This is a genomic window from Pseudomonas sp. 9AZ (assembly GCF_902506525.1).
GTDB classification, from domain to species: Bacteria; Pseudomonadota; Gammaproteobacteria; order Pseudomonadales; family Pseudomonadaceae; genus Aquipseudomonas; species Aquipseudomonas peli.
Genome location: NZ_LR733840.1, coordinates 3,811,730 through 3,825,780 on the forward strand (window position 1 = coordinate 3,811,730; position 14,051 = coordinate 3,825,780).

The 14,051-nt window shown below is 61.9% G+C and carries 13 protein-coding genes; 1 reads left to right on the forward strand and 12 read right to left on the reverse strand.

Going from position 1 to position 14,051, the window contains the following annotated elements:
- Positions 1-49 precede the first annotated feature (49 nt).
- A complete protein-coding gene (locus ALTER154_RS17720; RefSeq protein WP_160089028.1) occupies positions 50-997 on the forward strand; it encodes an adenosine deaminase in 948 nt (315 codons plus the stop codon).
- Positions 998-1,075: 78 nt separating this feature from the next.
- Here the strand turns inward: ALTER154_RS17720 and ALTER154_RS17725 are convergent, their stop codons facing one another.
- From ALTER154_RS17725 to ALTER154_RS17780, 12 genes are all read right to left on the reverse strand, one after another.
- Complete coding sequence (locus tag ALTER154_RS17725; protein ID WP_160089030.1) at positions 1,076-1,609, reverse strand: cytochrome b/b6 domain-containing protein; 534 nt, start codon at positions 1,607-1,609, stop codon at positions 1,076-1,078.
- Positions 1,609-1,875: a PepSY domain-containing protein gene (locus ALTER154_RS17730; RefSeq protein WP_160089032.1), complete on the reverse strand. Its 267-nt coding sequence runs from the start codon at positions 1,873-1,875 to the stop codon at positions 1,609-1,611. Before ALTER154_RS17730 ends, ALTER154_RS17725 begins: the two co-directional genes overlap by 1 nt.
- A gap of 137 nt (positions 1,876-2,012) precedes the next feature.
- Positions 2,013-4,106, reverse strand: coding sequence for a TonB-dependent copper receptor (locus ALTER154_RS17735; RefSeq protein ID WP_160089034.1), 2,094 nt, complete (start codon positions 4,104-4,106; stop codon positions 2,013-2,015).
- 76 nt (positions 4,107-4,182) lie between these two features.
- Positions 4,183-4,572, reverse strand: coding sequence for a DUF2946 family protein (locus tag ALTER154_RS17740; protein WP_160089036.1), 390 nt, complete (start codon positions 4,570-4,572; stop codon positions 4,183-4,185).
- Positions 4,573-4,774: 202 nt separating this feature from the next.
- Entirely contained in the window at positions 4,775-5,065 is a 291-nt protein-coding gene (locus ALTER154_RS17745; RefSeq protein ID WP_160089038.1) for a cytochrome c5 family protein, read from the reverse strand.
- A 323-nt stretch (positions 5,066-5,388) separates the two neighbouring features.
- Positions 5,389-5,937: a putative natural product biosynthesis protein gene (locus tag ALTER154_RS17750; protein ID WP_160089040.1), complete on the reverse strand. Its 549-nt coding sequence runs from the start codon at positions 5,935-5,937 to the stop codon at positions 5,389-5,391.
- Between the two features lie 89 nt (positions 5,938-6,026).
- The gene (locus ALTER154_RS17755; protein WP_160089042.1) at positions 6,027-6,410 is read right to left on the reverse strand and encodes a DUF2946 family protein; all 384 of its coding nucleotides are present in this window, start codon (positions 6,408-6,410) and stop codon (positions 6,027-6,029) included.
- Positions 6,410-6,892 (reverse strand): copper chaperone PCu(A)C, encoded by a 483-nt coding sequence (locus ALTER154_RS17760; RefSeq protein WP_160089044.1) that lies wholly within the window; start codon positions 6,890-6,892, stop codon positions 6,410-6,412. Before ALTER154_RS17760 ends, ALTER154_RS17755 begins: the two co-directional genes overlap by 1 nt.
- 30 nt (positions 6,893-6,922) lie before the next feature.
- On the reverse strand, positions 6,923-8,953 hold the full coding sequence (locus ALTER154_RS17765; protein WP_160089046.1) for a TonB-dependent receptor: 2,031 nt from the start codon (positions 8,951-8,953) through the stop codon (positions 6,923-6,925).
- Positions 8,954-9,095: 142 nt separating this feature from the next.
- On the reverse strand, positions 9,096-10,478 hold the full coding sequence (locus ALTER154_RS17770; protein WP_160089048.1) for a PepSY domain-containing protein: 1,383 nt from the start codon (positions 10,476-10,478) through the stop codon (positions 9,096-9,098).
- Between the two features lie 46 nt (positions 10,479-10,524).
- Positions 10,525-11,964 (reverse strand): hypothetical protein, encoded by a 1,440-nt coding sequence (locus tag ALTER154_RS17775; protein ID WP_160089050.1) that lies wholly within the window; start codon positions 11,962-11,964, stop codon positions 10,525-10,527.
- The gene (locus tag ALTER154_RS17780; RefSeq protein WP_160089052.1) at positions 11,961-14,006 is read right to left on the reverse strand and encodes a TonB-dependent receptor; all 2,046 of its coding nucleotides are present in this window, start codon (positions 14,004-14,006) and stop codon (positions 11,961-11,963) included. Before ALTER154_RS17780 ends, ALTER154_RS17775 begins: the two co-directional genes overlap by 4 nt.
- Positions 14,007-14,051 lie beyond the last annotated feature (45 nt).

A 14,051-nucleotide genomic window follows, 5' to 3' on the forward strand; every position in this document is an offset into this window, starting at 1 on the left:
CCTTACGGTTAAACTTTGTCGCGACCACGCCTGATAACGAGATCTGACCATGTACGACTGGCTCAACGCCCTGCCCAAGGCCGAACTGCACCTGCACATTGAGGGCTCGCTGGAGCCCGAGTTGCTGTTTGCCCTGGCCGAGCGCAACAAGATTGCCCTGCCCTGGAACGATGTTGAAGCGCTGCGCAGCGCCTACGCGTTCAACAACCTGCAGGAGTTTCTCGACCTGTATTACGCCGGGGCCGACGTGCTGCGCACCGAGCAGGATTTCTACGACCTGACCTGGGCCTACCTGCAAAAGTGCAAGGCGCAGAACGTCATCCACACCGAGCCGTTCTTCGACCCGCAGACCCACACCGACCGCGGCATTCCCTTTGAAGTGGTGCTGCGCGGCATCAAACAGGCGCTGGTCGATGGCGAAAAGCAGCTGGGCATCAGCCACGGTTTGATTCTGAGCTTTCTGCGGCATCTGCCCGAAGAAGAAGCGTTCAAAACCCTGGAACAGGCCAGGCCGTTCCACGATGCGTTTATCGCCGTCGGCTTGGACAGTTCGGAGATGGGCCATCCGCCGAGCAAGTTCCAGCGCGTGTTCGACAAGGCGCGCAGCGAGGGCTATCTGACCGTCGCCCACGCGGGCGAGGAAGGCCCACCCGAATACATCTGGGAAGCCCTGGACCTGCTGAAAATCAAGCGTATCGACCATGGCGTGCGCGCTATCGAAGACGAGCGTTTGATGCAGCGCATCATCGACGAGCAGATCCCGCTGACCGTCTGCCCGCTGTCCAACACCAAGCTCTGCGTGTTCGACGACATGCGCCAGCACAACATCCTGCAGATGCTCGAACGCGGCGTAAAGGTGACGGTGAACTCGGATGACCCGGCCTACTTCGGCGGCTACGTCACCGAAAACTTCGTCGCTCTGTACGACAGCCTGGGCATGACTCAGGAGCAGGCCAAGCGCTTGGCGCAGAACAGCCTGGATGCGCGCCTGGTTTAAGCAAAATCATCGCGACTGAAGCCCCGTCCACAGTCCGTATACGCTGTGGGCGGGACTTTAGCCGCGACAGATAAAAACTCAGTGATCCAGCTTGCGCCGCTTGCCGGTGACCATCGACAGCGGCAGGTTTTCCTTCAGGCGGTAGCTTTCAAAAAGCGCCGCCGCGATGTGCAGGCCCACCAGGGCCATCAGCCCATCGGCGCAGAATTCATGGATATCCAGCGGTAAATCAGCGCCCCAGAAGTAATCGACCTCCTCCATCAGAAAGCCGGTCACGCCCAGGCCGAGCATCAACAGCATCATGCCGATCATCACCAGGCCGCCCAGCGGGGAATGCCCCATGCGGTGGTAATCACGCCCGCTGAGCAATGCCCGCAGGTGTTCGGCCAGGCGCGCACGGGTCGGCCAGAAGTCCGCCCAGCGCGCTGCCGGTGTGCCGATAAAACCCCACACCAGGCGAATCGCCAACCAGGCCACGGCGTAGTAACCGAACCAGCGGTGCCAGTTCTCGCCCTCTTCGGTGAAGAAGTAATTGGCCAGGAAAGCGCTCGCCAGAGACCAATGGAACAACCTGACCAGCGGGTCCCAGAGGCGTGTGGTGGCGTTGTTCATCAGTCTTCAACGCCGCCTTTGATGACCTTGCCGCTGACCGGATCGAAGTAGATTTCGACCTTCTGGCCTTCTTTGTTGAAGCCGTAGATTTCGTAGCAGTTGCCACCGGTCACTTTGAACTTCTTGATCTCGTAGCCCTGGGCTTTGAGGTCGGCCTGGAATTTGTCCTGGTCCTGCCACTGCGCCTTGTCGGCGGTGGTGCATTGGGTGGCGGCGAGGGTCAGCGGGCTGGCCAGAACCAGAGACAGCAGAAGCAATTTGCGCATGGTGAAGTCCTCGTGATGCAGGGGAAGTTGTGTGTCTGCGGGGACTACTGTCGCGCGGCAAGCTTAAGGCTGTATTAGGAAACGCAAAGGGCCCATCAAATGATGAGCCCTTTGCCAACACGCCAGATCTATCAGGATCAGAAGTCGTAATCGACCTTGGCCCACAACGTCCGGCCTGGCTCGTCGATCCGGGTATCGGCAGGGAAGCCGAAACCGGCATCACCACCCAGGTTGAGGTGCTCGGCGTATTGCTTGTCGAGCAGGTTATCCACCCCGGCGCTGAGCTTGACCTGCTTGGTTACACGGTAAGCACCGTTGAGCGAGAGCACGCCGAATCCGGCGCTGTTGCTGAAATCCTGCCCCACCACGTTGCCGCGCCCGTCCGCAATGCGGCCCTGGCCATCAACCACCCGCCACAGGCCGCCGACGCTCCAATCGTCACGCTGATAGGTCAGGCCCAGGCGTGCTTCCAGCGGCGGCATCTGCGGCAGCGCTTCGCCGTCAGAGCTGTTTTTGCCCCAGGCATAAGCCAGGGTGGCATCGGTCTTCCAGTTGGTCGTCAGGTCATACGCCACGCCCAGCTCGCCGCCCATGATGCGCGCATCGATGTTGTCGGCCTGAGTGCTCATACCGCGGTAGTCGAACAGGATGTAGTCACGCACCTGGCCGACATAGGCCGAGGCCCAGGCCTGCAGGGCGTCGCCCTGGTATTGAATACCAACATCCAGCTGGGTGGTCTTCTCCGGCTGGATGCCGTCGAAGGCGTTGTCCGCACCAGCCGGCCCGTTGAGCCCGGCGGAAAACAGCTCCCAATAATCGGGAAAGCGCTGCACGTGACCGATACCGGCGTAGACGGTAGTCGGCGAGCCGGACAGGTCGTGCTCGTAGCGCACAAAGCCACTCGGTAGGGTATCGGCGCGGGTCTCGCCAGCCGTCGGGTTGGGCGTCGACATGCCCATCATGTCGCTGAAGCTCGGCCGGTAATCCTTGGCCGAAGCACGGTCCAGGCGCGCGCCGGAGACCAGTCGATCACGCTCGTCCAGGCGCCAGGTAGACTCGGCGAACACACCGTAATTGTGCATCAGCGCGTCCTTGTCCCAGGGGAAACGATCGGCGTCGGTGTAGTTACCCATCATGCTCAGGGTGGAGCTGCGCTGGCGGTGTTCGCTGCGCTGAGCATCGACGCCGGTGATCAGCTCGACATCCTCCCACGCCCAGGTGGCAGCCAGGCGTGCACCCAGGGTGCGGCGGTCAACCTGGGCGGCCATCGGCCCGGCCATCATGCTGGTCGGGTCGGGCATGCGCAGGCGGAAGTTGTCCATGATGTGGTCGGCGTAGTTGTAGTAGACCTTGGCCTCGACCTTATCCAGCACGCCACCGAGGTTACTGCGTTCCACGCGTAGGCCCAGGCTTTCACGCTGGAACTGGGTGCCATCCATGCTGCGGCCGCCGTAACGCGCCTCGCCATCACCTTTGCCGGCGGTGAGTTCGATCAGCGTATCGTCATCCGGCGTCCAGCCCAGGGCCACGTCGCCGTTCCATTTGTCCCAGCGCGAGGGGATGGTGTCGCCGTTTCCGTTCTCGTAATCGTCCGAATGCGAGCGGTTGCCGGTCACCCGCAGGTAGCCCTGCTCGCCGCCCACAGCGCCATCCAGGGTCTGGTCGAAACGGCCGTTGGAGCCCGCCAGCACGCTGGCATGCAGCCGCGCACCCAGCTCACCGAACCGCTCCGGCTCACGGTCGAAACGCACCACACCGGCCGAGGCACCTGGGCCCCAAATCACCGTTTGCGGGCCCTTAGTCACGGTCAGCAAGTCAAAGGTTTCCGGCGAGATGTACGAGCTGGGTGCATCCATCCGCCCTGGGCAGGCACCGAGCATCTGCCCGCCGTCGGTGAGCAGCAACAGCCGTGAACCGAACATGCCGCGCAGCACGGGATCACTGTTGCTGCCGCCGCTGCGAATCGCGGAGAAACCGGGAATGGTCTTCAGGTAATCGGCGGCATCACTGGCCGGCACCGGCTGGCGCGGGTCCTTGGGATCGGCCACCACAGTCAGTGGCGAGCTCTGCTGCACGGCGGTGACCACCGTTGGCGGCAATTGCAGCGCGTGGTGTTCCGGGTCGTGTTCGGTGGTTTGCGCGGCATGCGCCTGAGTGGCCAACAACAGGCCGATACACAGCGGCGCCAGACGAAAAGGTGCAGCGCTGATCAAAAGCGAACGAGTAGACATGACTATTCCAGAATCGAGACAAAACCAGGGAATGGCCAGCACCGCATACGCGGCACCAGCAACAGGGCAATGGCGATCAGGAATAGGCAGGCGGTGCGCGGCTGCGCGAACCGGGGAAAATAGCTGAGCGGGCAACGCCGCTGCGTACCGGCGCACTATGCCGATCCGCAGGCGCAACGGCCGTCAGGGCTAGCGTTGGACTGGCACAACCGGTGGCTGGGCTGTTGAGCAACAGGGTGCAATAGCCGCACTTGGCCCACAGCGCGTCGTGATCCAGCGGGTCGTTATGACTACCCGCATGCTCACCGCAGGCCAGCGCCGTTAGCCAGGCCGGTGCAGCCGGCGCAGTGAGCTGCGACAGCAACGGCCCGACACTGAGCAACAGCATGGCCAACAAGGCCAACAAGGCCAACAAGGCCAGCCAGCTTGCGCGGTAATCGGCAGTAAAGGAGCGATTGCGGGGCATTACGGCAACTCAAGAATCCTGCGCCGAGTATGACCGAAAGTCGGCGTAGAACAGCTGATGCAAATCAATGGTGCATGGATCCTGAGCAGGTCCCCGCATAAGCGGCGCAGACGAGCGAGATAGGCTTGCCCACACCAGCAAGCCGCATGGCGTCCTGTGACAAACAGCGGCTGCCACAGGACCAGCAGCGGGTTACCTGAAGTTACTTGGACATCCAGTCGATCACGGCCTTGTAGTCCTCTGCGGTGCAATCCATGCACAGCCCACGCGCCGGCATGGCATTGAAGCCCTCGGTCACATGCTTGACCAAGGTATCCGTGCCCTGAGCCAGGCGCGGCTGCCAAGCAGCGGCATCGCCCTTTTTCGGCGCGGTTGGCAACTGGCCGTTATGGCACATGCCGCAGGAGCGGTTAAACACCGCCTCAGGATCTTGCGCGGCTTGTACCGAGCCCATCGACAGCAGAGCAAACGTCAGCACGACAACTTTCTTCATATCAGGACCTCATCGGTTTACGTGTTGTTATAGGTATCCAGCAGATACACAGGCAGCCGATCACCCTCGACCAGACTGTGGGTGCCCTGCAGATCAAGAGAAAAGAGGGCTCTCCCCTGAGGGAGAGCCGCTTACCGAGCCTTGGCCGATAAAGAGACCTTCGGGCTTAACCGTGGATGCCCAGACAAGGCAAATTCCTACCCGAAGTCCGTCCATCCTATGGGCAGCCTGGCAGCGCCTCAACTGCGACAACCTGCCACAACCGCTCGCCATCAGTCCGGATGCTGGCACCTTGGCCAACCTGCGTCAGGCTGTCGCAGCGCTCATTCAGGAATCCGCAACCAACGGCGAAAACCCGCAACACCACTGCGACTCAACGGAGACCAGGCAAAGTCGAACCGTGCTGGCGGCAACACCTGAACATCGCCCCCAAGCCACACTCCATCGTGCTTCCAATCCACCAGTGTCATCGGCTGAGCAGAGCAGGCCAACAGGATGCCCTGCGCCGAACTGGCATCACTGTTGACCCAGCGCGCTGCCGCTGCTGAAAGCAGGCTCTCCACCTGTTCAGCACTGACCTTGGGGGCATATTCAGACAGCAACAGCCAACGGCACACACTGATGTGGAAGGTCCAATCCTGGGCGGGTTGGCGGCGGTAGGCCCAGACCATAAAACGCCGGAACAGGTTTAGCCCCTCCGGCGGATCGAGCTTGAGCAGCGACGGGCACAGGTCATAAAGCAGGTGCCAGTACGGCAGCAACTTGGCATCCAGCGCGATGAACGAGCGCGCGTTGCTCGGGTAATCCGGGAAGATCCGTTCGTTGGCGATGCGCCTGTACACAGGCAACGCCCGAGTTTTGGATGAATGCATGATTCACGCTCCTTGCCATACAGGGTTACTGGCCGCACTGGGCCAGCAACACGCAGTGATGGAACCTACTGGGGCTCCACTCGATCATCTCAATCGAGTGCAACAGGCGGGGCGCGTGATTGTGCTGCGGGGAAACGCATCGCCAACGCAGGCCACAGCCAACGCAACGACTGTGGACCCAGGCGCAGCACAGCGATATTGAAATAGCCCCAATCCAGGCTACCCAGGGCTGGGCTGTTGATCAGTAACGAGCAATAACCGCATGCATCCAGCTTGAACTTCTGCGGCAAATCATCCGGCATGGCTGGCGATGCTGCTTGCGCCAGGCCCTCATGGCAGGCCAGTTCGGTTAACCACGACCAATCTTGCGACTCCGCGCGAGACTGGGAAAAGAGCGGTGCGAGGACAACCAGGGCGAGCGCCAGCACGCCGAGCGCGGCCCCCAGCCGATGCCCTCGCAGCGCGCTTATCATCAGTGCTGGTGCTGACCTTCACCGTGTGCACTGCCCTCAGGCGCATCCTTGTGCACGGCAATTTCCACGTCGACTTTGCCGGCCTTCTCGAAGGTCAGGGTCAGCGGAAAGCGCTCGCCGTCCTTGGCCTGCTGCTTCAGGTTGAACAGCATGACGTGGTAGCCCATGGGTTCGAACTTCACTTCACCACCGGCAGGAATCGCCACGTTCTGTACCTGCTGCATCTTCATCAGACCATCGGCGTGGATGTGTTCGTGCAGTTCGGCCTTGCCGGCCACCGGGGTGCTGGCACTGAGTAGGCGGTCAGCCTCGGCGCCCTTGTTGTGCACCACGAAATAGGCTGCAGCGGTGGGCGCTACGGCCGGCATTTCCCGCGACCAGGGGTGTTCGATATGCAGCTCACCGGCGGTGTATTCATGGGCCTGCACCAGCAGTGCCGGCAGCAACAGGGAAAGACCAAGCAGGGTTTTCTTCAGCATCATGGGTATTGCCTCCTTGTAGGAAAACGAAAGTCAGAAATCCAGGGTCAAACCAGCATACAACGCACGGCCATCGCCTGGGGCATGCAGGGAATCCAGCGCACCATCGGGGTCATACCAGACGTACTCGTAGTAGCGGTTGGTGACGTTTTTCAGTTGCATGTCCACGCTAACACTCTCGCTCAGGCGGTACTCCGCACCGAGGTTGAGCAGGGTGTAGCCGCCATATTGACCGGTGCTGTTGGTGCGCTCCAGGTAGTAGTCGCTCTGGCCGTTGACCCAGGCGCTGAACTTGAGCTTTTCACTGGCCTGATAATCCCCGCCCAAGGCATACAGGTGATGCGGTACGTGGTCCATTTCCTTGCCCTTGCTGGCCGGCAAGCGTGGGCCCGGCGTGAGGATTTCCGAGAACTGCCGTGAATAGGAGAACCACACGCGCGCCAGGTCGTTGGGGTACAGGTTGAGCTGCACGTCATAACCCCGTCGTAGGGTTTCACCGACGTTCTCGGTATCCCCGGACGGTGCATTGAGCCGGCGCTGTACTTCATCGGTGGCGTGCTGTTCCCAATACGCCACGCGACCATCGAACCAGGCCACTGGGTTGAACTTGATGCCGGTTTCCCACCCTTCGTTGATCGACGGTTTCAGGTCATCCTGCAAGCTGGCCAGTTTGTAGGCACCCGAACCGACACCGATCTGGAAGGTACGTCCCCAGTTGGCGTAAAAGCTGGCCGTCTGCCAGGGGGAATAGACCAGGCTGAATTTTGGCTGATTGATGGTGCCAAAATCATTGACGCTGGCACGTTCGCCAGTCAGCTGATCCTGATAGTCGCCCTCGACGCGATCCACCCGGTAGGCCGGAATGAGCTTGAGGCTTTCCCAGGGTTCGATCACCGCCTGCACGTAAACACCCGTTGTGGTCAGATCGAACACCTGGTCGCGTGTCTGTGCGGTACGCACACGACTGACCGTCCGATAACGCTCACTGATCACCTCCTGGCGCTGGATATCGGCGCCACCTTCCAGGGCAAAGTCATGCAGCCCCGGTACATCAGGACGCCAAGTCAGGCTGCTGATTGCGCCGTACTGGTCTTCGTCGTTGAAGCGTTCCTGCTGCGCTGAGGTAATCCAGTACTTGGTCCAACGCCGGTCTTCAAACCGGTTGTAGTACGCCTTGCTCGACCAGGCGAGGTCGTCGGCCAGGTCGGTATCCAGATGCAGGCTGAGCGAATCCATGCTGCGCTCGCCCTTGTCCGTCGCGTTGTTCAGGTACGACTGGCGCGGATCATCATGGGCATCGGCTTGGGTCAGGTAACCGGCCTCCAGGGCATCGGCTTCGTAATGCCGTGCGATCAGGCCGGCGCGCCAACCGGCGTCAGCGGTATAGAACCATTTGCCGGCGAAGCTCTGCCGCTCGGCATCGGCATGGTCACGGTAACCGCCGCTCTTCTGGTAAGCGACGAAGTAGTTCTGCGACCAATTACCACTTTCGATGCCCTTCACCAGTTGCAGTTCTTGCGTGTCGAAACTGCCGCTGCGCAGGCGCAGCTTGCCCTCGTTGCCGCCTTGCAAGGTGTTGATGCTGGCATTGCCGGCAATGTTGTGCAGGCCGTAGCGCGGGTCGTTGGTGCCGCGCACCACTTCGATATCTTCGATATCCAGCGGGTAAACCATGTCGATAAACGGCATGTTGCCGTCGTTGGTGTTGCTGGGGATGCCATCGATCAGCAGCTTGACCGCGTTGACTTCACCCTCGCCATTGAAGCCACGAAACGACAGCTTGCCGGAGGTGGTGCCCTGATTGAACTGAGTCAGCATGACCCCTGGCACACGGTTGAACAGCTCCCAGCTGTATTGCACGGGCTGCTTTTCCAGCACGTCACGGCCGACATAGTCCACCGAGCTGAGAATGTTGTAGCTGGACAGCGGGCCCTTCTCCTCACCCGTCACGGTGACACTGCCCAGCGCCAGGGTGCTGTCGGCAAGCACGGGTAAGCTTTGAATACTCAGCGCGATCGCGCTCGTGGCCAACAACTGGCTGAGTGGTTTTAGCTGAAACTGCATGTGTGTTTATTCCTGAATCAAAGGCACGGCACAGGCCAATGCCCTGTATCGATAAGGTCGTTATGCCTCAGCCCGGTTTTGCCAGGGCAAGGTTGTTGTGGCAGCCAAGACGGTGGCCTTGGTTGCCAATGGAGCAGGTGAATCAGGTCGAAGGGGTCAGAGCGACCCGTGGCCGTATGCGTGACAGCAGCCAGTCCAACGCCCAGATCAGCAACAGGGAAGCGCCCACCAGCGGGAAAGCCGCGCCCAGCAGGCCCATGATGACTATCGCGGTTTTCCAGCGTGGCAGGTCGTGGCGCAGCGGCGGTACGCCGAGCTTGCCGCTCGGCCGGCGTTGCCACCACATGATCAGGCCGCTGATCGCACTGAGCAGCACCAGCAGGCAGACCGCGAGCATCAGCAACTGGTTGGCCAAGCCGAACAGCTTGCCCTCATGCAGCATGACCCCGGTTTCCACGGTTTTCGCCACCACGCCGTAATCCTTCCAACGCACATCGGCGAGCACCGCACCGCTGTATTGATCGATATGCAGGGTGGCGTCGTTACGCGGGTCGTCGGCAAACAGCGCGATGCTGTACACCCCGGTTTCACCTTTCGGCAGGGTGATGCTGTAACCCGGCTGTACGGCGCGCTCAGCGGCGGTGTCGACCACGTACTGCAGCAGGTTGGCCGGGGCCGCAGGCGTCTCCGCAGTGGCATGGCCGTTATGCGCGGCGTGTGGATCGGAGGCCGGCAGTGGCGTGGTTTCCACCGCCCAGGCCACGGTCTGCTGACTGCTGGTGTTGAGGCTGCCGGTGAGCTTGCCGGACTGTGGTACGTCGTCCCACATCGCTGCCGGGAAGTGGTTCCAGGCGCCGGCAAACTGGGCGCCCCAGAAGCCGGTCCAGGTCATGCCGGTGAGCAGCATAAACAGCAACAGCAGCGAGCCCCAAAAGCCTGTCACCGCGTGCAAGTCACGCCACAGCAAACGCCCACGAGCACTCAGCCTTGGCCACAGCACGCCCGCACCGGAACGCCCGCGCGGCCACCACAGGTACAAACCGGAGATCACCAACACGATGCCCCAACCGGCGGCCAGTTCGATCAGTCGATCGCCCAGGGTGCCGACCATCAGGTCGCCATGCAGCTGGCGGGCGATGGCCTGCAGATTGAGCAGCGCATCCTGGCTACCGAGAATCCTGGCGCTGTAGGGGTCAACAAACACATTCAGGCTCTGACCCTCAGCCTCCAGCACAAACTGCGCACTGCGCTCGGCGTTAACCGGCGGCAGGTACTGGCTAATGCTCGCCCCGGGATACGCCTGGCGCACCAACGCCAGCTGCTGATCCGCCGAGATCGCCTGCTCGGCAGGCGTGACCTGTAGCAGCTCGGCATACATCAGCTGGTCAAGTTGCGGCTTGAACAGGTAGATGATGCCGGTGAGCGACAGCAGGATCAGAAACGGAATCACAAACAGCCCGGCATAGAAATGCCAGCGCCAGGCCAGGTTATAGAACGAGATGTTCGGCGTCGTCGGCTTCCGCATAGTCAACTCCAGGCATGGCCACAATCAGTGATGGATCGGCAGCGGTTCATCGGTGCTGCCCTCGGCGCAGCAGGCTCAGGCCCACCAGCGCCAACAGCACATGCGCCAGCGCGACGATGCCCAGCAGCAGGTGTTTGTAGCCATTGCCGAGGCCTGCGAGAAACTCCCACTTGTGCAGGTAGGCGAAGGTCCATCCTTCCGTGCGGTCGGCATCCTGCACACGACTGGCCAAAGCACCGTCTAACGGGTCGATAAACAGCGCGGTGTTGTGCGCATCGGCATAGCTGGCCTTGAACACCGGCAGGCGTTTGAAGACGAAGCCGTACTCATGGTCGAAGCTGTGCTGCAACGTGAGCGCCTGCGCCTCTCCCAACCCCAGGGCCTGGGCGTAATGATCAAGGCGCTGCTGGGCATAACGGCGCGGCGTGTCATTGCCCAGTTCACGGCCCTGAGCATCCAGGTAATGCAGGCTGGACATGCTGGCGAACTGCTGCCCCTGGGCGCGCCAGATCGGCTTGCCGTCGAGCTCAAGCAGGCTGAGCATGTACAACTCTTCACCGGCCAGCAGCCAGTCGGCTGCCGGTGCCTTGTCCAGCAAGGCCACGTTAAAGCTCGGCGCAAAGGGCGCAGGCCAGGGCTGCGCGCTCTGCTTGTGCAATAGGTGCCAGGCACCGCTGCTGGCAAAGCTCAACGTCGCTAAGGCCAGCCCCAGCCCCCACCAGCCATGCAGCCGCCGGTTGAAGGTACGTGCACGCCGACGGGCGATAAACAGTGCTACACCGAACAGCGTCGCCGAGACAATCGAGGCCAGCAACACCAGCATCAGTACCGGCCGCAACGGGCCCGCCGCATCCAGCCAGCGGAAGCTGTGCATCGTCTGGAAGAACGCACTGAACCAGGCCTTGCGCTCGTCCACCAGGGTGCCGAGGCGGTCATGGAACAGGTCGACATACAGGCGCAACGAATCATCGCGCTGGGTGTCGACCCGCGCCACCGGCAGCAGGCGGTTGATAAAGGCATATTCACCGGTGAACCGCTCGATGCTGCCGGCATAGGCCAGCGGCTCGTCGCGGCCCAGGTAGTGCCGCGCCAGGCTTTCGGCATGGGCAGCGGCCAGATCGACCGCCTGACCACTGCGGGCATGCCAATAACGCGGCTGCAGCTCGCCGGCCAGGCGCGCCTGGTAATACGGCTCAGCGTCCAGCACGAGCAGGCGCAAGCCCTGCACCTGGGCAACACCCGCCGCGCCGAGCACCTGCGCAGGGCTGCGCAGGTTATCCAGCGGCAACACCTGTTGCGGTGTGGCCATGGTTTGCGGACGCGGCTGCAGGTAGCCCATCAGCGGGTGCAGCATGCCGCTGCCCGCCCAGCTGAAGATGCCCAGGCAGGCCAGCAGCGCCAGGCGCTTGTGCCACGGCATCAGCCGCAGCAGGCGCTGGCGCCAGGTCAGGCGCGGTAGCTCTTGTGCTTGCAGGGCCGCCGTCAAAGCTTCCACTCCAGGCCGACATACAGGCTGCGACCGTCACCGGGCATAAACAGCGCGGCATCCTGGCCATTGGCGTTGGCCACAACGCCGGTGGTGGAGATATAGGTCTTGTCGGAGAGGTTGCGCCCTTCGACAAAGAAGCCCAGGCCTTCACGTGGACGATAACCGCCCTTCAGCCCCCAGATCGCATAGGCTTCGGCATACAGCGACTCGGCGTGGTCGGCGGCGTAGTGCACCGGCACCCACTCGACGGTTGGGCCGGCATACCAGCCATTGCGCTGCCACAGCGCCTCACCCTTGAGGAACTGGCTCGGCACGCCGGCAATGCGGTTGTTACCGTAGGCCGGGTCGTTGTCGAAGCGGAAGTCATTGAGCAGGTACTGACCGCGCAACACCACCTCACCCAGCTGCCAGGCACCACCGAACTCGATGCCCTGGTGCACGGTGCGGTCGGCGTTGGTGGTGATCACCTGGGTCGGGGCCAGCGGGTTGACGTAACCCAGAAGCTCGTCGCGAATTTCGCTGCGATAAACCGCCAGGTCCAGGTCCAGGTTGCCCTGGGTGAAGCGCATACCGGCTTCCAGGGTGGTGGCCTTCTGCGCCTCGTTCTCGGTGACGATGGCGCCCCCGGTCAGCTCGCTAAAGGTCGGCGGCTCGTAACTTTGGCTGAGGTTGGTGAACAGCTGCACACCGTCGGCCAGGTCATGACGCAGGCCGATCCGGCCAATCCGGGCACTATAGCTGCGGTTGAATGACGCATCCTGGAAACCCGTCGGCACCCCGACGAAGTTGAAGCTGCTCTTCAGCTTGTCATCGATATCGCGCTCGCTGTGCAGCCAGGTCAAGCCGCCGATCAGCGCCCAGTCTTCGGCCAGCGGCACTTCCAGCTCAGTAAAGGCATTCAGGCCGCGCGCTGTCTGCACCTGACGGTCCACCAGGTTTCCGCGTTTACCGCGCACGTTAACGTAGTTTTCTGCCTGGTTACGGCCTTGCAGCGCTTCCACGCCACCGCTCCAGCGCCAGCCATCCGTGTTCTGCCACTTGTGGGTCAGGCGTACACCAACATCTTCGCTGTCGACTTCCAGCACCTGGAAGATCGGGTGCCACAGTGATTTCTCGCTGTAGAAGCTCGACAGCTCCAGGCTGTGCCCGCCGTCCAGTTGCAGAGTGGTGATATTGCCGATGCGGTTGAGGGTGAAGTCGCGCTTGTTATCGCCGGTGACCGTGCTCAGCGCGGCCTGCTCGGGGTTACGCCGCAGCTGCGCCTTGGTCAGGCTGCCGGGGATTTCCGAATCGGTTTCCACATGGCTGATATAAAAGCGGGTCGACAGGCGCTCATTGATACGCCCGCCGATATTGGCGAAATAGCGCTGGTTTTCCTGACGCGCGTGATCGCGAAAACCGTCCTGGGAGTAATCGGAGAAACTCAGGTAGGCATCCCAGTCGCCAAAGTCTTCGGCCACCGCACCGAAGATACGCTGGTAGTCGAAACTGCCGGCCTCGGTGCGCAGCTGCACCTTGGGCGCAGTCTTGCCGGTGGGCGTGACGAAGTTGATCGCACCGCCCAGGTTGGCGGCGCCGTAGCGCCAGGCGTTGGCGCCACGCATGACCTCGATATGGTCCAGGGCAATCGGCTCGATGGCCTGAAAGTCACCACTGCCATCCGCCAGGTTGAGTGGCGCGCCGTCCTGCATCAGCAGGATGCCGCGCTGGTGGAAGGTGCGCTGCAAGCCCGAGCCACGGATCGACAGACGCGATTCCTCGGCGCCGGAGCGCGACTGAATGTACACACCGGTGGCCTGGCCCAAAGCATCCTGCGGCGAGCTGGCGCGGCCGGTCTTGTAAGTTTCGGCATCCACGACACTGGCACCACCGGGAATCCGCGCAAACTCGGCGCGCTTCTCGGCAATCGTCGGCGCAGTGGCATCGCCCTGCTGTTTACCGACGATGGTGCTGTCTTCCAGTTTTAGCTGCTCGGCATAGGCGGAACTGGCCAAGCTGATGCTGACAGCCAACAGGCTGAATACGGATATCTGACGCATGGACTTCCCCAACTTCGGTCCGTCGGGCGCTCTTCAAGCACCGAC